Source organism: uncultured Kriegella sp. (genome assembly GCF_963975415.1).
Lineage (GTDB): Bacteria > Bacteroidota > Bacteroidia > Flavobacteriales > Flavobacteriaceae > Kriegella.
The window spans coordinates 1-19,655 of record NZ_CAXBGN010000006.1; the positions used below are offsets into that span (position 1 = coordinate 1).

Consider the following 19,655-nt stretch of genomic DNA (forward strand, 5'->3'; position numbering starts at 1 on the left):
CCGCCGCCTTCCTCGAAGGGCCCTTCACATACGTGGAGGGCCCTTTTTTTATGCCGTCTCCCCAAAGGATGAAGTGAATCGCACTCGACTCAAATTAGCGCGAACTACTTTGCATAGTCATGGCCAGATTGGCCAAAAGTACTCCTCGAAAGCAAAAAAAATCTACTTTTTATTTCATTCGAAAAAAAATAACGACTTCTATTCGTATATTTAAAAAATCGATGAGTTACTTGCGAATAACGCAACGTAATTTTATAATAATTGAATACTTACAACCCTTGTAATTTATGCACATAGACACAGCACTCAAACCTGAAGATTTGTTAAATAAGATTAATGGATTTTGGTCGTTTTCGGGAGAAAAAATAAAGAACATGACCAACCACTTAAAAGGAACTTCCGGTTCGCCTGTAGTAACTGTAAATGGTAAATATGAACCACGTAGTTGGACCGATTGGACACAGGGGTTTCAATACGGCTCTGAATTATTGCAATTTGAGGCCACCCAAGACTCCTATTATTTAGATTTGGGTATTGAGAACATCAAAAATAAAATGACTCCGCATGTCAGTCATTTTGGGGTACATGACCACGGGTTTAATAACTTAAGTACCTATGGGGCGTTACTGAGATTGTACAATAAGGGGATGATTTCGAGGAATGATTGGACCAAGGAATACTGCGTTCTAGCCCTTAAATTATCGGCTTCGGTACAAGCGCAGCGTTGGACCAAAATACAGGGAGGTGGATTTATATATTCTTTCAACGGTCCTCACTCCTTATTTGTAGACACCATTCGTACAATTAGAATTTTAGTTGCAGGTCACCAACTAAGGCACTACTCCTCAGGGGAAAATGACAATAAGATCAACTTGCTAAAAAGAGCGTATGAGCATGCTCTTGCCACAGCCAAATATTCGGTTTATTATGGGGAAGGCAGAGATACATACGATATGTGGGGTCGTACTGCCCACGAGGCCGTTTTTAATACCAATGATGGCAACTTTCGATGTCCCTCTACACAACAGGGTTATAGCGGCTATTCTACATGGACGCGGGGTTTGAGCTGGGCCATGTTGGGTTTTGCCGAACAATTGGAATTTTTGCAAAATCAGGATGCCTTACCTGAACTGGCTGAACTTGGCGGAAAGGATTATATAGAAGAAACTTTTTTGAAAGCAGCACGGGCAACCTGCGATTTTTATATTGCCAATAGTGCCTTAGATGGAATACCCTATTGGGATACGGGTGCCCCCGGACTTTTTAATTTACCGGATTGGCGAAAGGAGAAGTCGGATCCATTTAATGACTATGAACCGATAGACAGCTCTGCTGCCGCCATTGGTGCCCAAGGCCTTCTACGTCTAGGGAATTACCTAAGACTTAAAAATTCTAAGGATGCCGATACCTATTGGTCCGCTGGCTTGACTATTGCCAATACCCTTTTCGACGAACCTTACCTCAGTTCAAAAGCTGGGCATCAAGGACTTATCTTACATAGTATTTATCATCGTCCTAACGGTTGGGACCATATACCTGAGGGGAGTAAGATTCCTAATGGGGAAGCCTGTATGTGGGGAGATTATCACGCACGGGAGTTGGCATTTTACTTAAAAACTATTTGCACAGGGACAGATTATTATACATTTTTTAAAAATATCATACTTTAAATGGCCAAATCAAAACCTAGATTTACTAGAGTGGCCCAATTGAAATCTCCTCAAGATTTTGTTGACCACCTTTCGACCATTGGAACTACATTACCTTTTCATGAATATTTGAATCAACCTGCAGAATCTGTATTGGGGCGGTCTTTCACTTTAAAATCTGGCCAAGAAATTGGCAATCGATTTTGTATTCTTCCTATGGAAGGATGGGATGGTACTGTCGAAGGGCTTCCTACGCAACATACGAAGAGAAGATGGTATAATTTTGCAATCAGTGGTGCCAAATTATTGTGGGGCTGCGAAGCGGTGGCTGTACATCCTGAAGGTCGGGCGAATCCGAATCAACTTATGATTAATAGCGGGAACCTTGATGCCTTTAAGGAGTTATATAATGACGTGGTTTCTGCCCATGAAGAGAAATTTGGAACATCCGATGATTTGTTTGTGGGGCTGCAATTGACCCATTCAGGCAGATTTGCAATACCCGATATTGACAGAACGAGAAAACCCAAAATACTTTATCGGCATTCGGTTCTTGATGAGAAATTTAATCTTCCTAAAGATTATCCGGTATTAACGGACGAGGAAATAGATGATTTGGTGGAAGATTTTGTAAAGGCTGCAGGTCTTGCCAAAGAGGCTGGGTTTCAATTTGTCGATGTTAAACATTGCCATGGATATCTAGGACATGAATTTTTAAGTGCAAAAAATCGGGAAGGCAAGTATGGCGGTTCTTTAAAAAACAGGATGCGTTTTTTAACTTCTATAGTTGAAGGTATTAAAGCCACCAGCAACATTCCGGTTGCGGTGCGACTGAGTGCATTCGATTTTGTCCCTTACAAGAAGAATGAAAACAATATTGGTGTTCCTGAGCGCACCGAGGGAAATTATGAAGAAGCTTTTGGCGGTGATACCACGGGAACGGGTATTGATCTTACCGAGGTTTTCGAACTTCTGACTTGTTTTGAACAATTGGGTATTGAAATGGTATGTATTACGGCTGGAAGTCCATATTACGTGCCTCATATTCAGCGACCAGCCATATTTCCTCCATCTGACGGATATCTTCCTCCCGAAGACCCCTTGATTGGTGTGGCAAGACAAATACACATGACCCATAAAATAAAAAAGAGGTTTCCGAATCTTGTTATCGTAGGATCGGCCTATTCTTATTTGCAAGAATGGCTGCCAAATGTAGCCGAAGCCGTAATCGAGAAAGATATGGCTGATTTTGTTGGTTTAGGAAGAATGGTGCTTAGTTATCCCGAAATGCCTGAAGATATATTGAAAGGAAAGACATTGGTAAGAGGTAAAATATGTCGCACTTTTTCAGATTGTACGACCGCTCCCAGAATAGGTATGATTTCTGGCTGTTTTCCTCTGGATTCCTATTATAAAAAGATGCCCGAAGGAGCCCTTTTAAAAGAGTACAAAAAAGGAATCGAGCTATGACCAAAAATGTTTTAATTACCGGTGGTTCGCGCGGAATTGGTCTGGGAATAGCAAAGGAATTAGCTAGAATGGGCCATAATTTGGCAATTAATGGTATGAGATCACCGGAAAGGGTAGACGATGTGATTCAGGACCTAAAAAGACTCGGTGCTGAAGTTGTTTACTGTCAAGGTGACGTATCGTCGGCCGAAGATCGTAAAATGATTCTAGAGACCGTTTTGAATGTGTATGGTAGATTGGATGTATTGGTAAATAATGCCGGGGTGGGTCCTGCGACGAGAGTCGACCTTCTTGAGACGACCGAACAAAGCTATAACCGGGTTATGGGTATCAACCTCCAAGGCCCTTTCTTTCTGACTCAAACGGTTGCCAATCATATTGTGGAAAATAAATTGGTAAATGGGGAAGTTGAGGCGTGTATTATAAATATATCATCTATGAGCGCTACGCATGCATCGATAAACCGGGGGGAATATTGTCTTTCTAAAGCTGGAATGAGTATGATGACCAAGTTGTTTGCAACTAGGTTGGGAGAATATCAAATTCCTGTTTATGAAGTACGTCCAGGAATCATTGAAACGGATATGACTTCGGGAGTACTTGAGAAATACCAGAAATTAGTAGATGAGGGACTTACCGTTGAACCTCGTCTCGGACGTCCTGAAGATGTAGGTAGGGCAGTCTCTGCATTGATTAAAGGTGATTTTCCTTATGCTACAGGCCAAATTGTTATGGTCGATGGCGGTCTGACCATTCCAAGATTATAAAATAGAATTATGAAAATAAAACGAACCACTTTGTTATGGGTATTGGATTGTCTCGCCTTGCTCACTTTTATCGCAACATTTACCCCTTTGGTAATTCCTGAAAATGAGACAGCTCCGTTTTTTATGGGACTGCCTTATACCATGTGGATGGGTTTATTGGTCAGCATCATTTTTGTTGTATTGGCCTATTTTGTTTCAATCGTTAATAAAGAGGGAAAAAATGCTGATTAAATTTATTATCGCCAGTATAGTTTACCTGGGAATACTCATTTTTTTGGTCAGACGAACACGTTTAAAGGAAAAGACTACATCAAATTATTTGCTTGGAGGGGGTAATATTGGCTTTGTCATCGGTTTGTTTACAACTGCGGCTACCTTGTTTAGTGCCTTTACAGTAGTGGGTATGCCTGACTTTTTCAGAACACATGGTGTTGGAGCTTGGATTTTTCTTGCGGTTTCCGATACCATGATGGTCTATGCGCTGCTACGGGTGGGCGAAATATTAAGAAGAAAGGCACGAAAACTTGATTTTAAAGGAATGTCTGGCCTTATGACCATGACCTACAAAACGAAATTAGCGGGTTATGTAGCCTTTGGCGGCGCTGTCGTTTTTTTGATTCCATATATTGCCGTTCAGATAAGCGGAATTTCGATTTTTCTTAATGCCGCTTTTCCCGATGCTATTCCGGTGTGGGCATGGAGTTTAATTATTGTCGGAATAATGATTATTTATAGTGAAACGGGCGGTCTTAGGGCGATTATGTACAACGATACATTACAAGGTATTCTTCTTTTTGTGACGATATGGATTATAGGCTGGAATTGCATCGACCACTTCGGAAGTATTCCCGCTATGTTTGAAAAAGTGGCGTCGGTCAAAGAGGAATTATTGTCCACCCCTGGTCCGAACGGTCTTTTTACTGCCCAATTTTTTATTATTTCGGCCATTGCAATTATCTCGTTGCCATTTACGCAACCCCAGATTTCAACTCGAGTAGTAATTATGAAAAGCAGTAAGGCCCTGCGCAAAATGGCAATCGGCCTAGGGGTTGTTGCCATATTAGTGATTCTACCTACTATGTTCATGGGCATGTACGGGGCAGTGCTTTACCCTGATGCGACAACACAGGAATTTATTGGTCAGGTTTTGTTGTACGATCAGGCCTCTGGCGTTGCTGCCTTGGGTTTGATCGGTTTGATTGCAGCTGCTATTTCTACCTCAGATTCGCAAATATTCGCTTTGGGCTCTGAATTAAGATCTTTGCTCAACGTAGATGATAAAAAGGCCATTTCTATTACCCGCACTTTTATTATGGTCTTTGGTTTGCTCGCCTTAATCTTTTCTATTGTGAGCACAGAGCATTTGGTGCTTTTGGCACGAACTAGTTTTACGGGAACGGCGATGATGGGTCCCATGATTTTGGTAGGAATTCTTAGCGGAAAGAAATTGTCTAAATTGATGCCGCTGGCAACACTTTTTGTGCTGGTTGTTTTTATCCTCTCTAAATTGGGGATTGTTCCAGGTAAAATTTGGATCTTACAAACAGAAATTGTGCTATTCTCGGTTTTGGCGCTAGCCGTAGTTTTTGAAATACTAGTGATTCGTTCAACAAAGGCAATGAACAGTTAAATCTCTTTTTCTTTACCCATATCTACATAAAAAAATACCCCCCGATTATTTTCGGAGGGTATTATCACTATAAACTAACTCAACTCAAAATAATATATTTCTAAGCTATCTTTAATAGTACGCCTAGTATCCCGTATTTTGTACTAGATTGGGATTGTTTTGCATTTCAGCTGTTGGAATAGGAAATAGTAGTTCTCTTTCCGTTAGTGCTTTGTTGGGAAGGTAAGAGTAGTTGTGACCAACAAAATCTTCTAATAGGTTGGTCTCTGGGTTGTAGGCTTTTCGCCATCGTGCCATATCAAACCAGGTTTTGTTTTCAAAGCTCAACTCATGAATTCTTTCAATACGTACCGCATCTCTAAAGGTATCTTGTGTCAATCCGGATAAATCGGCGAGCTCGGCACGTTGCCTTATTTGGTTTACCGCAGCATAGGCTTCAGTTGTTGGTGCGCTATTGGCTTCGTTTAAAGCCTCTGCATACATTAACAGTACATCGGCATACCTGTAGATGGGCCAATTTAAATCTGATTGGGCACTTTCTTCGTGGGCCGCTACATCAAAAAGCTTAAAGATGTAAGGTGCCCCTAAATTGATACTGTCATTTCTGTCGGCCTCTAATGAATAACTGGTAAAATAAAATTCTTTTTCGTCGGCTCTTTTATCGCCTTCTTCGTATGAATCTGCAAACTCATGTGTCGAAAAAATACCTCCGGTTTGAGCGGAATAGGCTGAAATACCGAGGTTGTAAGGTAAAATGCCCGGTTGCCAATTGCCTGATTGGATATTGGCTGCAAATTGCGTCATAAAAATAAATTCACCGGTGTTTTTAGTGGCGGGATCGTGCAGTTCATAGTAGGTGTCGAATAATCTAAACGCTCCAGAATCGATAACCTCTTTGGCTTTGGCTGCTGCAAGAGAATAATTTTCCGTCTTTTGTAAGGGATAACCTGCCATAGTCAAATAAACATCGGCCAATAGTGTTTTCACTGCTCCCATAGAAACTCTACCAGCTGGGTCGTTCCATGGCAAAGTAGAGTTCTCCGCCTCGATAAGGTCGCTGACAATTAAGTCATAAACTGCTTCCGCAGGAGCTTGTTCGGGGTACAGTTGCTCTGAGGTCAGGTCTACCGAACTTGTGATAATGGGTATGTTTCCGAACATACGTACCAAACCGAAATAATAATATGCCCTAAAGAATCTGGCTTCAGCCAAATAATTTTGCTTTTCGGTCTCATCCATGTTTATTTCCGGTATTTTTTCAATTGCCAAATTGGCCCTTGAGATACCCGTATAGTATTCATTCCAAAAACTATTGCCATATCCATTGTCGGAATTGTTGATCAAATCTTTTACCAAGTAAATATTGGTAGCTTGACCCAAGGCCGTATTGGCGAGACCTGTGGCAAATTCTAGCATCATCCAAGTGCCACCTCCAAATCCACTGTTGGTAATTGGAACCAAAGGTTCATATATTCCGTTGACCGCACTTTCAGCATGTTCGGCCTTGGTGAAGTAGGTGTCGGTCGTAAAGTTAGACTCGTCTTCTTCGTTTAAAAAGTCACTGCATGAGGTTATGGTAGAAACTGCCGTAATAACCGCTATACTTCTTATAAAGTTTTTATAGATTTTCATTCTTTTATCTTTTATATAATTATAGTCCAATATTTAATCCTAGCATAAAGGTGCGAGGTCTCGGATAATCGTAAAGGGAAAATCCTTGGTCAAAAGTTCCGCCGCCATTTGAACTCTCTGGATCGTAGCCTGGAAATTTAGTTACCACAAAAAAGTTCTGTACCGAAGTATATACTCTTAATCGATTAAGGTGCAGACGCTTGACCAATTCTGGTTCGAACACGTAGGATAGCATTAGGTTCCTTCCCCTTAAAAAGGAAGCATCCTTTAATTTTCCCGAATCGTTATTGGTGTCGTAACCTGCGGCAATTGGTCTTATTTGAGCGATATCGGTATCTTGGTTGTCGGGTGTCCAAGCATTTAAAACGGTCTTAAAGCTGTTGGCAATGGTTTGCCTATCTTCGGCCGAATGCTCGTCACGATACATAATGCTGTTGCCATATTGAAACTGTAGATCGACCAAAAGCTCCAGGTTTCCATATCGAAGGGTGTTGGAGAAGGTTCCGAAACCATCGGGAATACCTTTTCCGATAATGGCGCGGTCGTCGCTATTGATAGCTCCATCATCGTTCAGGTCGCGATACTTGATATCACCGGGCAATCTGTCATAAATGGCTGCCTGATCAGCTTCATCAGTGTTCCATGTGCCCTCGTCGATATACCCAAAGAAGGTACCGACAGGTTCGCCAACGCGAATCAGTGTCGATCCCAAGAATATATCGGAACCTCCCGATAGGGCTACAACTTCGTTTTTATTTATTGAGATATTAAAATTACTGCTCCATCCGAAAAGTTCGTTGTCTATATTGATGGTGTTCAAATTAATTTCTATACCCTTGTTTTCCATACTGCCCACATTTCTAAATACGTTGCTGAAACCACTTGTAGAGGGTACGGGAGCATTTAAAAGCATATCTGTCGTCAATTTCCGATACACATCGAGCTCTAGCGCAATACGATTATTGAATAAGCCCAATTCAAGTCCGGCATCGACCTGTTCGGTCTTTTCCCATTTTAGGTCGGGATTGGCCATTCGCCCCGGAATAGTATATGCCGCGCGATCGCCATTAAAAATTACGGTTCCGTTTGACAGGCCTGCCAATGCGCGGTATGCGGGTATTTCAGAGTTGCCCGTGGCTCCGTAGCTAGCTCTGACTTTTAGATTAGAAATCGTTTCGTTTTGCGAAAGGAAATCTTCATTGGATACGCGCCATGCAAGTGCTGCCGATGGAAAGAAAGCAAATTGGTTTTCTGGACCGAATTTCGACGATCCATCCGCTCTACCCGTCAGAGTCAAGAGATATTTATTTTTATAACTATAGTTGACGCGCCCAAAATATGAGTTGAGGCCATAAGCAATTTTACTCGAGGTTGGCGTCTGGGGGTTTGAGCCAGCACCTAAGTTGTTAAAACCATAGAAGTCATCGGCAAAACCACGAGTCGATGCCCTGGATCCAAATTCATCGATATGTTGCCAAGAAAGTCCTAACATGGCAGTTAACGAGTTATCGGCATCAAACTCTTTATTGTAGGTCAGGTAATTTTCAAATTGCCATGAATTATAACGGCTATTGTCTACATAGGCAGCACCATCGGGCCTGGCTATATACCTTAAATCACGACCACCGTAATAATCGTTTCGCTGGTTGATGATGTTGGTACCGACGGTTGTTCTTAATTGGAGGTTGTCGTTAAATGAAATGTTACTGTAAAAATTTCCTAAAACCGTTTGTGTTTTTAAAAAATACCTGCGATCGTTGGCAACGGCAACCGGACTCCCTCCACCTTCCATACCTGGATAGTCGATATTCGACCCCCAACTGCCATCTTCATAACGTACAGGTATTATTGGGAGCGCTTCAAATACCTGGCGCATTGTGGTAATACCTCCGCCACCAAGTTGGTCAACTTGCTTTTCATTTTGATCGTTGTAGCTAAGACTACCTCCCACTTTAAGCCAATCGGTAACTTCGGTGTCTAAGGTAAATCTCCCTGAATAGCGCTTTAACCACGATTCTACGATCAAGCCTTCTTCGTCACGGAAGCCCATAAACAAACCGAAATTCGACTGTTGGTTTCCACCGGTAAAAGAAAGTTGGTGGTTTTGCGTAAATGATGCCCTAATGGCTTCGTCTTGCCAGTCAGTGTCATATAAGGGATTACCGTCCGAATCAAAAAGTCTGGGGTCGGTTCGCTTAGTGGTAGGGTCGGTGTAGGCACCACCTGCCCAACCCGCGGGGTCGTATTTTTCCGCATTGGCATAAGCTATCTCCTCTACCAGGAGAAATTCTTCTGAATTTAAGAGATTTAGCTTTTTAGGTAAAGTTCCCAAGCTAAAATCGACGTCATAATTTAAACGGGTACCGCCCGAGGTGGTTCCTTTTTTGGTTGACACCAGTATGACACCGTTAGCACCTCTTGCCCCATAAATGGCAGTTGCTGATGCATCCTTTAATACTTCGATCGATTCGATATCGTTGGGGTTCATATAATCAATGGGTGTACTGCCGTTAGGTAGGCTAGTGGCATTTAGAATAACACCGTCAATAACGTAAAGCGGGGTGTTGGCAATACTTACCGAAGTATTACCACGAATTCGTACCACGGTTCTTCCGCCGGGTCGACCCGAACCGGATGTTACGTTTACACCCGATACTTTTCCTGCCATCGCTTGATTCAGCGATGCTGCGGGCCTTTCGGCCAGTTCTTCTGCCTTAACAGATCCAACGGCTCCTGTTAAGTCACTTTTTTTCTGTGTACCATAACCGATTAAGACTACTTCGTCAAGAGCAGCGGCACTTTCCTCAAGAGTAACGATGACACTGTTTTGACCACCCACCGGAACTTCCTTGGTCGTATACCCGATATAGGAGATTTCGAGAACGGCGTTTTGACTACTGACTTCCAAGGAGAAATTGCCATCAAAATCAGTAGTGATTCCATTTGTGGTTCCCTTTTCAACAATACTAGCCCCTGCTAGTGGTTGTCCGTTTTGATCATTGACCGTTCCGGTAATTACATGGTCTTGCTTGTCGGGCAAGAGGTATCTTATATCGTTGCCCTCGTTTATATACCTGTCGACTGACGAATTTGCGCCAAAGGAAGTCTGAAGGAATACAATTTGAAGACCTAATAAGAAATAGCGTTTTTTAATCTTAAAAGATAATAACATTGAGTTCATAATTTTAATATTTGAGTTACGTGTAGAGCTTTGTAAGATACATTTCAAATGTAGCCTTATGCCCACAGCAAGTACACCTATAATTTATCAAATCATGAGTTTTTTTTGTCATATATAGCTTATTTCATAGAATTGATAGGTATAATTCGAGAACTACTTAAAATGGGTGATTTTTTCGACTATTTAGATAGTAGTCAAATCAGAGTGGGAAAGTTGTTAGGGAATGGGACTCTCTAGTGACTTTAATACAATGAGGAGAAAAAGAAAGGGTCCGGACTTTCTAAGTCCGAACCCTTTTTATTTTTGTGATTGATCTTTAATAATGCTAAACCAATAAGGTATTATTGTGTTAGGTTCTCATTGACAGAGCATCATTGTTACTTACCCATCGGATGTTCTAATAATAGCTCTTCAGGAGAATAGAAACCGCTCTTGTCCTTAATCTGCTCACGAACTTCTTTTACTTTTTCCGGAGAAATCGGACCGGCTTTATTTCCAAAAGTATTTCTTACATAAGTTAGTACCGCGGCGGTTTCTTCGACATTGAGTAGTTTGCCAAACGGAGTCATGGGCACTTGCCCGGGATATTTTTTTCCATTCACCACTATTGGTCCCATAAGGCCATTGGTAGTTAGTTTAATAAGTCTTTCTTCACTTCCGGTGACCCATTCCGAACCTGCAAGTGGAGGGAAACCTGAAGCTTCGAGACCTTTTCCATCTGGTTGATGGCATGTGACGCAATACCCATCTCTTTCATACACCTCTTGCCCTGCAACCAAAAGCTCTAAGTCTTTTCCTTTTAAATCGCTTTCTATTACTTCTTTTGGCTTTTCGCCAACATTATGATCATTCAAATGGGCAATGGCCGCTTCGTAAGGTTTTTCCATCCATTTATCCAAACCTTTTTTTCCCGCTTCTGTCACAATAGGAATACCGATATCTTTACCCAACCAAGAGGCGGCGACTAACGCTTCCAAGCGTACTCTGGGGTTGTCATCTTTAGCCGCTTGCATAAGCAATTCTGCCTGATCGGGAATTTGGTTTCCGGCGAAGCGAAGTACACCGACAGCCGCCGTACGGGCCCTGAAATCTTTTGCGGTTAGCACTTGTTTGAGTAAATCTTCATCAATTTCATTTAATCCCCAAGATACCCATAAGGCCTCTAGGAGATTGTGCTCATACCCAGGGTCATTTTTATCTAGATCTTTAACCCAAGTTTTAAGTTTTGATAGTACTTCGGAAGCATCTCGTGCCCGTAGTTCCCTTTTTGTACGGTATCTCGTTCGGTATTCAGGAAGTTTTAAATTGTCTAATAATTCGTCGATACTTGCATCAACGATTTTCGCGGGTTCCACCAACGGTTTGGAGGGATAGGTGATGCGATATACCCTGCCATGTACATGATCACGAAGCGGGTCACGTGCATTGTGCTGCATGTGCCCAATGAGTACATTGCTCCAATCAATAAGATACAAAGAACCGTCAGGGGCAAACTCCATGTCTACTGGTCTAAAGTTTTTGTCGCTTGAAAAAACAAGGTCTTGACGATGTTTGCTAAGATATCCGGCGGAGTTGGGGTCATCTACCATGGTATGCTCTTTTGTTCCCAAGAACCCGATGGTATTGTTGATTAATAAATCTCCTTGAATATTATCGGGAAAATGTCGGCTCGACACAAATTCAAGTCCTGAAGTAGGCCTTACACGATGTTTGGCTTCAATTAAATTTTCAGGACGAGGGGAGGCCTGTCCATAGCGAGGTTTAATAGTGCCTGGCATCATCCATGTCATATCAGGCCCCGATGTATGTGCGAAAAAGTTTTGGCCCCAATCATCAAAAGCGATTCCCCAAGGGTTCGGAATGGACAGTTGTGCAGTACGTTCTAAGTGATGCTTTTGCGGACTGTAGCGGTAAAATCCACCATTAGTGCCCCGTACAGGGCCATAAGCTGTCTCGACGTTGGTGTGTAAAAAGACCCCTTCGCCCATATAAATAGCCCCGGAAGGGTCAGCAGTAAATGCACTGATCGCATGATGCGTATCATGGTCGTCAAAGCCACTTAGTATGACCTCTTTTTCATCGGCTTTATCGTCACCATCGGTATCTTTTAAAAGAACAAGGTTGGTGCCTTGAGAGACATAGACGCCTTCTGGTGCAAATTCAAAACCAATGGTCAAATGAAGTCCGTCTGCAAAAATAGTCTGCTTGTCCGCTTTATTATCGCCATCGGTATCTTCAAGAATAAGTAGTTTGTCGTTAGGTTTGCTATCGCCCGGTTTATAATGGGGGTAGCTGGGCATCACACCTACCCATAATCTACCCTTGTTGTCGAACGAAACTTGTACGGGGTTCGCCAAATCTGGGAATTCTTCTTCAGAAGCAAAGAGTTCAATTTTATAGCCTGGAGCCACTTTGATTTCATCTAAGGCTTCTTGGCCATATAGATATTCCGGTGTGCCATTTTTATTACTTGGCTTATAGTTCGTTTTTACGGGAGGCAGCTTTCTGGTTTTTGCATCTGCGGCCACCAGATCCATTTTTTGCCCCTGTAATGCTTCCCAAATGGCTGAATCCCTAATTTCGGTCATCTGACGAATTTTTTCGATTTCATAAGGGTAATTGTCAGGACCAAAAGGGTCATAACGCCTTCCGTAGGCATGAACCCCGTTTGGTATTTTGAAATCGTTATGCCAAAACCAGTTTTTCTCATTTACTGCGTCAAGTACCAATTGACGATTTTTTTCAGCATGTGCATCCTCTTCACCAAAAACTTTGTCAGCCAGTAATTTCGCAAATTTCTGATAACCTTGATCGGTCAATTGAAAGCCGTCTTGGGTCAAATCGGTATTCTCTGTTTCGAACCATTCTTTAGTGGGCTCAAAGGCATCGACGATAAGTACACCTTCTTCGGCGGCAACTTCTTTCATGGCTTCGGTGTAGAGGGCGAGATTTTTGTTTTCCTCTATTCCGTTGGGTAAATCCATTTTCTCCGAAAGATCTTCGAAAGCGATAGGAGAGACGAGTGCCAGCTGTGGCGCTGTAGAATCATTGTACTTTTGGCTCAACGTATGTTTAATGAACGCACGTAATTCTCCCTTGTAGTCATCTAGTCCCTCTGGACCTTCGAAAGATTCGGAATATCCAAAAAATGCGATAATAATATCGGCTTTAAGCTCGCTCAGCCATTCATCTTCGGTAGGGAAATGCCCGACACTCCCCGATTTATTTGAAAGTTCATTCTGATGGAATTTTTCTGCACCTGGAAACGCCCAGGGCGATTTTCTCGAAGAATGGGGTCTAAACCCTGGGGTATTGCCACCGTCACCCATATTTCGTATGTATAACGAATCATCGGGGTAACGAAGCTGCATTTCAGTTTCAAAATGCCCAAAGTTTATCATTCGTGATGCCAAATTATTGCCAATCAGAACGATATGTGAGTTGTTGCCTATTTTTAAGGTATTGTCTTCCTCCTTACTACAGCTGTAGATTCCGAGCCCTAGGAAAAGTACTAGGAAGATCTTTCCCACACTAATTTTTTTAATGCTATTCATAATTTAATTGTATATAATTAACTGAAATTCACGTGAATTCCTTCTTTTACAGATTTTTCGCAAGCTTCGATAATACGTTGACATGTTATGGCATCTTCAATGCTGGATAAGGGTTCTTCATCTTGACGAAGCACATTGTTTATAAAATGGGTTGCCGTATTCTTAATCGATTCAGGATAACACTGATAGGTTTGCGAATGCGCCCCATTGCGATCATTAATGACCCAATCACGATAACTATAGCGCGTACTGCCTTTGGTGCCAATAACCTTAATGATACAGGTCCAAGGGTCGCCCGCGTGATCATCATTGGCGAAACTGGCACAAAGATGACTTAAAGTTCCGTTCTGCATTTGTATGTTTGCCATGGCTACATTCTCTTGGGGTGCCAGAGTAGGGTCTACCGTATGCTTTAGGCAAGAAATGGTTTTAGGTTGGCCTGCTAAATAGAGCATGGTGTAACTATGGTGCGTCAATATCTGGCTAATCACTCCGGGATAACGTGCCCGAATGTCGTCGGCGTGATGAATATTATACATCATGTAGAATTGTACAACATCACCAATTTTACCACTTTCTATCATAGATTTTGCCCGTTTGATACCTGTTTCATAGATGTAGTTGTGTACGGGCATGCACTTGACATTTGCCTTAGTGATGGCTTCTTGCATCTTTTCCAGTTCAGCGATATTCGAAGCCGCCGGTTTTTCGACTAGAATATGTTTCCCGGCTTTGGCGACCTGTATGGTATAGTCGCAATGTGTTTCCATATTCGTTAATATAAAAACAGCATCTATTTCTGCATCACTGAGCAAATCGTCAACTGTGGTGTACGTTTTACAACCGAACTTTTCAGCTTTTTTTACCCCTTTTTCAAAGGTTCTGTTCCAAAGGCCAACCAGTTTTGCCCCGGGCAGTCCATTAATGGCTTCGGCATGCAAATCGGCAATATCACCTGCACCTATAAATCCTATTCCTATGGTTTTCATGAGGCAGGGGTTGAATATTTCAATGTGTCTTTTTCCGCCATTCCTTTAAACTCAAGTAATGAATTTTTTATTCCTTCGGATATTTCGGTCAAAGGCAAATCTTTGAAAGTGTTTGCTATTTTTTCGTGATTCAGGTCACATACAAAAAGGTTCGGCGGGGCACCCTCGGCCACAGATAAAGATACGTAGTCACCCAATCCCAAAGCAGTTGCCTGTTCTTTAATGATTTCTAAAAATGACGTAATAGGAATCGTTTCTCCTTGTATATTAAATGCACCAAAGCCTTCGTAGTCTTGTAACGTGCATGCCGCAAATTGGGCGCCCACATCTTCAACAAAATGATAATTTTCACGACCCTGATAAGGCATTTCAAATGGAATTAATTCTCCAGCTGCAGCGCCCAATACAATGGCTTTTAAGGCATTGGTCGGAGCAGAAGTTTTTCCTTTATCGCGTCCTTTGCCATAAGTAGTGTTCAATCTTAGACAAACGGTAGGTACTTTGGTATTGTCATAAAATAGACGGGCCAGGTGTTCACCGGCCAATTTCCAAATGCCATAATGATTGGGTGGTGCCAAAGGCACGTTTTCCGGAATACTGTCTTCGGAATACATCGAACGCATACCGTAGACCGCAGCTGAACTTGCAAATACAAATCGCTGGAGGTTCGATAATTTTTCCGCGGCGTCGAAAAGGGCCATAGTGCCTCCGGTGTTTATTTCCATTCCACCGATGTGATCGCGTGAACAATCAGGGCTTTGATACGCGCCTAAATGAATAATATGGGTAGGATTCACCTCTAATAAAACCCTTTCTATTTCTTTGTAATTAGATACGTCTAGGGTAACAAATTCTAGACGTGTGTCTAGTGCTTCCCCGAGCCATAATTTTAGAGGGTCGACATTATTCGACCTTGTGGCGATTACTATTTTCTCTACCTCTTTCGATTGCAAAAGTTTGTAGATGGTTACCGAGCCGATACAGCCTGTGCCACCGGTAATAAATATTTTGTGCATATTTTTTTGTTTCTAAAGTATTCCTTATTCGTTTTCGGCAAGTTCTTCAAATGCCTGTTTTCTATTTTCAAACCAAGCACTCATACTTACTGGTGATTTCATGAGTTCTTGCATCTCATGAATGGCCTTTAGATGTGGTTCGTCTCCTTTTTGGAACATTTCCATACCATGTTTTTTGCTCATTTCAGCAATTTCTTCAAAAGTGTTTGCATGAAATTGCATATCGCATGCACCTCCCAATTGTTTACAGGTCATTGTTTTCATAAGCTACATTTTTAAAACTTCATGCCCACTGGGACGGCGTGTGCACTGAACGGTTCAATTCATTTTCACGACTGCCTTCATATTATTGGCTTTAATGGAATCTTCAAAAGCCTGATTGATATCTTTAAAGTCGTAATAATCTGTGTAATGTTCAGAAGGAAAAATACCGGTAACCATAAGTTTTTGGGCCGCCATATAATCAGCTCTGCAAGACCCCATTGAACCCCTCATATTTAAAGACGTTCTTGTAAGATGGGTTGCGTTTATCTGCACGTCGGTACCGTATGTAGCGATTACGCAAATGTCACCTTCAGGTTTGACGACACCGATCGCTTCAGTGAGTACAGGTGGAACACCTGAGCATTCTATGAGTAAATCTACTTTTCCGTTCGAACCGAATGGAATACCATTGTCATCACTAATTCCGTTTTGCAATTGTGTGCTCAATGAGTTTTCGGGTGAAACCTCTATCGTAATGAAACCTCTTTCCTTTGCTCTTTTTAAACGAATATTCCGATCATGGGCAATACCGGTGACGGCAACTCTTGCCCCAGCCGCTCGGGCAACTTCTGCAGACATCATTCCTATGATGCCACAGCCGGTCACAACTACATCTTGACCGGGCTTGATGTCACATTTATTATAAAGAGCGTTAGTGATGATCGATAAAGGTTCGACCAATGCGCCTTGGGCCGGCGTAAGGCCGTCCATCAACGGAACCACGCGATCTGACTCTAATACTACGTGTTGACCGAAACCACCGTTTCTGTGAAAACCGATGATTTGCTTTTTCGGACACAAATTCCATTTAGATACGCTGCAGGCAGGGCAATCTTCCTCTCTACACCCTAGCATCGCCAAAGGTGTGAAAATATCCCCTACTTTAAGGTCGCCATGGTCACCTGGGCCTAACTCCAATACTTCGGCACTGAATTCGTGCCCGATTACACGAGGACGTTGTACCCAATCAAAATTGGCTTTTCCTATGGTCGCGCTATTATCGGAACCACAGATGCCTGTATATAGGGTTTTTGCTAAAATTTCTCCCTCTTTTAATGCCGGTATTTCCATTTCGACCACAGCCGAGTTGCTGAGTACGGATGTGGCTTTATTGGGATAAATTTTTTCGTTTGTATGAAGGCAAAAGCCCTTTATCGATTCACTCATTATGTTGTCTTCTGTTAAATTAAATTGTTGTTTTTTATGGTCAATACGACCAATGAAAACAAATTTACCAATTTACTCCCGTATCTTTCCAACTTTTGTCCTTGGCCGAATTTAAAACAGCCTCGCAAACTTTCTGGGTTTCTTGTGCCTCCTTAAAGGTAGGGGAACAAGGTTTGCCTTCTTCCAACGCCTTAAGGAAGTCAGCTATTTGATGGACAAAACTATGTTCGTATCCTATGGAAAGACCTGGTACCCACCATTTGTCCATATAAGGATGGTCGCCGTCAGTAACATGAATGGATCGCCATCCTCTTTCTTGTGATTCGTCCCTATGGTCGAAATATTCTAAACGGGCAAGGTCATGCAAGTTCCATTTAATAGAAGCATGCTCGCCATTTATTTCAAAGGTATATAAAGCTTTGTGTCCTCTGGCATAACGGGTAGATTCGAAAAGACCGAGGGAGCCATTATCAAAATGACAATGAAACATACAGGCATCGTCAATAGTCACTTCTTGTTTTTCTCCGGTACCCGTATGAACTCGTTCTTTGATAAAGGTTTCGGTCATAGCCGAAACATCTTTTATTCCGCCATTTAACCACATTGCGGTATCTATACAGTGAGCCAGCAAATCACCGGTTACGCCAGAACCTGCTGCGTCATTGTCTAATCGCCATAGTCCTTCGCCTCCTTGGGGAAGCTCAGGGCTGATAGTCCAATCTTGCAAGAAATTAGCACGATAATGGAATATTTTTCCCAATTTACCGGAATCAATAAGTTGCTTGGCAAGGGTTACCGATGGTAACCTTCTATAATTAAAATAAACGGTATTTGGTACACCGGCTTTTTCGATAGCATCAACCATAGGTTGTGCTTCGGCAACCGTGCGAGCCAAAGGTTTTTCGCATAACACCATCTTTCCGGCTTCCGCTGCGGCAATAGCAATTTCTGCATGCATATTGTTCGGGGTACAGATGTCTACGGCATCAATGTCATCGCGGGCAATCAACTTCTTCCAGTCGGTTTCTACCGATTCATAACCCCATTGGTCTGCAAACGCCTGTGTGCGTTCTTGGTTACGACCGCAAATTGCTTTTAATACGGGTTGATATTCCAGTTCAGGAAAAAAATTGCCGACTCTACTATAGGCGTTGGAATGGGTTCTTCCCATAAATCCATATCCTACCATTCCTATTCGTAATTCTTTCTTACTTGACATGTATACTTGATTTTTATTATAAGTTGAAGTTAAATGAGGGCCGATCTAGAGATCGGTATTGTCTTAAGGTGCCTCGTACCATCCGTGTTGTTGTCGAACTTTTATCATAGCACCCAAAATATCGTTCCATGTTTTTGGCTGCATCATAACATCATTCGGGAACATACATCCGTCCCAGCAGATATGTCTTATTTTTTTGGTAATATTTCCGTTTTCATCACGTAACCAATGACCTGCATCTACGGCAATATCTAATTTTCCGTTAGGATCGGAGGCTTGACAATGTCTTCCTGTTTTATCATGTGATCCAGAGCCGAATACGGTACCGTCATTCTGTGCTACATGAAAATCGATTGTCCAAGGGCGAAGGGCGGCTGTAACCGTTTTTAAACCTTCGGTCAAAGTGGCACGGTCGTTCCAATCAAAGTCTTTGGGCAGTATTCTTTCATCTTCTTTGTTGTACCCCAATAGATATAATAAGGTATGTGCCATATCTGCTTGGAATCCGATGTTGGGACGATCCACTGCTTCAAGCGTATTTACCATTGTTTTCCAGCCGTGCATTCCACCCCAGCAAATCTCGCCTTCGGCAGCAAGTGACTCGCCATAATCGGCTGCCACATCACAAGCCTCCCTAAAGGTTTGTGCTATCAATTTTGTATTGGCCGTCGGGTCTGCCGCCCAGCTTGAAGGGTCGACCGATGAATCTATGCGTATGACTCCATTGGGTCGTATGCCAAGATCACGCAGCTTCTTGCCTATTACGCAGGCTTTGCGTACTTGGGTTACAAATTGATTGCGTTCATCTCGAGAGCCCATAGCTGATCCTCCTCCGGTACCGGCCCAAACCGGGGCTACCAAACTTCCAATTTCCAAGTTCTTGGCCCTGGCCTTGTCTACCAATTGTTTGATGCCGTCATCATTGGAGTCGATATCTAAATGAGGGTCTGCAGCAAAAAGATCGAATCCGTCGAACTTGACTCCGTCAACTTCGGCATTCGCAGTCATTTCAATCATGGTGTCGATGGAAATTGGTGGTTCTGAATCTGGTCCTTTCCCTACCACACCGGGCCACGAAGCGTTGTGGAGTTTAGGATAGTTGTTTTCTGGCATAACT

The 19,655-nt window shown here is 42.5% G+C and carries 14 protein-coding genes; 5 read left to right on the top strand and 9 right to left on the bottom strand.

All coding sequences use genetic code 11. The features are described from left to right. Positions 1-287: 287 nt before the first annotated feature. Genes AACZ88_RS14135 through AACZ88_RS14155 form a run of 5 tightly spaced genes read left to right on the top strand, consistent with a single transcriptional unit; the run spans position 288 to position 5,516 of the window. On the top strand, positions 288-1,670 hold the full coding sequence (locus AACZ88_RS14135; protein WP_339711512.1) for a hypothetical protein: 1,383 nt from the start codon (positions 288-290) through the stop codon (positions 1,668-1,670). Then, on the top strand, positions 1,671-3,119 hold the full coding sequence (locus tag AACZ88_RS14140; protein WP_339711514.1) for an NADH:flavin oxidoreductase: 1,449 nt from the start codon (positions 1,671-1,673) through the stop codon (positions 3,117-3,119). Next, positions 3,116-3,886: a 3-ketoacyl-ACP reductase gene (locus tag AACZ88_RS14145; protein ID WP_339711516.1), complete on the top strand. Its 771-nt coding sequence runs from the start codon at positions 3,116-3,118 to the stop codon at positions 3,884-3,886. The genes AACZ88_RS14140 and AACZ88_RS14145 overlap by 4 nt, the downstream gene beginning before the upstream one ends. Positions 3,887-3,895: 9 nt before the next feature. Then, positions 3,896-4,117 carry a hypothetical protein gene (locus AACZ88_RS14150; RefSeq protein ID WP_339711518.1) on the top strand — a complete coding sequence of 74 codons (222 nt, stop codon included), beginning with the start codon at positions 3,896-3,898 and terminating at the stop codon, positions 4,115-4,117. Next, positions 4,107-5,516 carry a hypothetical protein gene (locus AACZ88_RS14155; protein ID WP_339711520.1) on the top strand — a complete coding sequence of 470 codons (1,410 nt, stop codon included), beginning with the start codon at positions 4,107-4,109 and terminating at the stop codon, positions 5,514-5,516. The genes AACZ88_RS14150 and AACZ88_RS14155 overlap by 11 nt, the downstream gene beginning before the upstream one ends. Positions 5,517-5,639: 123 nt before the next feature. Here the strand turns inward: AACZ88_RS14155 and AACZ88_RS14160 are convergent, their stop codons facing one another. From AACZ88_RS14160 to AACZ88_RS14200, 9 genes are all read right to left on the bottom strand, one after another. Further along, positions 5,640-7,148: a RagB/SusD family nutrient uptake outer membrane protein gene (locus AACZ88_RS14160; RefSeq protein ID WP_339711522.1), complete on the bottom strand. Its 1,509-nt coding sequence runs from the start codon at positions 7,146-7,148 to the stop codon at positions 5,640-5,642. 19 nt (positions 7,149-7,167) lie between these two features. Continuing rightward, on the bottom strand, positions 7,168-10,329 hold the full coding sequence (locus AACZ88_RS14165; RefSeq protein ID WP_339711523.1) for a TonB-dependent receptor: 3,162 nt from the start codon (positions 10,327-10,329) through the stop codon (positions 7,168-7,170). A 377-nt stretch (positions 10,330-10,706) separates the two neighbouring features. Further along, positions 10,707-13,859, bottom strand: a complete 3,153-nt coding sequence (locus AACZ88_RS14170) for a PVC-type heme-binding CxxCH protein (RefSeq protein WP_339711525.1) — start codon at positions 13,857-13,859, stop codon at positions 10,707-10,709. A gap of 41 nt (positions 13,860-13,900) precedes the next feature. Beyond that, positions 13,901-14,872, bottom strand: coding sequence for a Gfo/Idh/MocA family oxidoreductase (locus AACZ88_RS14175; protein ID WP_339711527.1), 972 nt, complete (start codon positions 14,870-14,872; stop codon positions 13,901-13,903). After that, a complete protein-coding gene (locus AACZ88_RS14180) occupies positions 14,869-15,888 on the bottom strand; it encodes an NAD(P)-dependent oxidoreductase (RefSeq protein WP_339711529.1) in 1,020 nt (339 codons plus the stop codon). Before AACZ88_RS14180 ends, AACZ88_RS14175 begins: the two co-directional genes overlap by 4 nt. A 24-nt stretch (positions 15,889-15,912) precedes the next feature. Then, a complete protein-coding gene (locus AACZ88_RS14185) occupies positions 15,913-16,152 on the bottom strand; it encodes a DUF1059 domain-containing protein (protein WP_339711530.1) in 240 nt (79 codons plus the stop codon). Positions 16,153-16,206: 54 nt separating this feature from the next. Then, positions 16,207-17,319, bottom strand: coding sequence for an alcohol dehydrogenase catalytic domain-containing protein (locus AACZ88_RS14190; RefSeq protein WP_339711532.1), 1,113 nt, complete (start codon positions 17,317-17,319; stop codon positions 16,207-16,209). A 64-nt stretch (positions 17,320-17,383) separates the two neighbouring features. Continuing rightward, positions 17,384-18,538: a Gfo/Idh/MocA family oxidoreductase gene (locus AACZ88_RS14195; RefSeq protein WP_339711533.1), complete on the bottom strand. Its 1,155-nt coding sequence runs from the start codon at positions 18,536-18,538 to the stop codon at positions 17,384-17,386. A 63-nt stretch (positions 18,539-18,601) separates the two neighbouring features. Beyond that, on the bottom strand, positions 18,602-19,651 hold the full coding sequence (locus tag AACZ88_RS14200) for a TIM barrel protein (RefSeq protein ID WP_339711534.1): 1,050 nt from the start codon (positions 19,649-19,651) through the stop codon (positions 18,602-18,604). Positions 19,652-19,655 lie beyond the last annotated feature (4 nt).

Bases quoted from the DNA above. Each gene is read 5' to 3' on its own strand.
- AACZ88_RS14150 (WP_339711518.1), top strand. From the start codon at position 3,896: ATGAAAATAAAACGAACCACTTTGTTATGGGTATTGGATTGTCTCGCC.
- AACZ88_RS14175 (WP_339711527.1), bottom strand. From the start codon at position 14,872: ATGAAAACCATAGGAATAGGATTTATAGGTGCAGGTGATATTGCCGAT.
- AACZ88_RS14185 (WP_339711530.1), bottom strand. From the start codon at position 16,152: ATGAAAACAATGACCTGTAAACAATTGGGAGGTGCATGCGATATGCAA.
- AACZ88_RS14140 (WP_339711514.1), top strand. From the start codon at position 1,671: ATGGCCAAATCAAAACCTAGATTTACTAGAGTGGCCCAATTGAAATCT.
- AACZ88_RS14160 (WP_339711522.1), bottom strand. From the start codon at position 7,148: ATGAAAATCTATAAAAACTTTATAAGAAGTATAGCGGTTATTACGGCA.
- AACZ88_RS14155 (WP_339711520.1), top strand. From the start codon at position 4,107: ATGCTGATTAAATTTATTATCGCCAGTATAGTTTACCTGGGAATACTC.
- AACZ88_RS14135 (WP_339711512.1), top strand. From the start codon at position 288: ATGCACATAGACACAGCACTCAAACCTGAAGATTTGTTAAATAAGATT.
- AACZ88_RS14145 (WP_339711516.1), top strand. From the start codon at position 3,116: ATGACCAAAAATGTTTTAATTACCGGTGGTTCGCGCGGAATTGGTCTG.
- AACZ88_RS14200 (WP_339711534.1), bottom strand. From the start codon at position 19,651: ATGCCAGAAAACAACTATCCTAAACTCCACAACGCTTCGTGGCCCGGT.
- AACZ88_RS14180 (WP_339711529.1), bottom strand. From the start codon at position 15,888: ATGCACAAAATATTTATTACCGGTGGCACAGGCTGTATCGGCTCGGTA.
- AACZ88_RS14165 (WP_339711523.1), bottom strand. From the start codon at position 10,329: ATGAACTCAATGTTATTATCTTTTAAGATTAAAAAACGCTATTTCTTA.
- AACZ88_RS14190 (WP_339711532.1), bottom strand. From the start codon at position 17,319: ATGAGTGAATCGATAAAGGGCTTTTGCCTTCATACAAACGAAAAAATT.
- AACZ88_RS14195 (WP_339711533.1), bottom strand. From the start codon at position 18,538: ATGTCAAGTAAGAAAGAATTACGAATAGGAATGGTAGGATATGGATTT.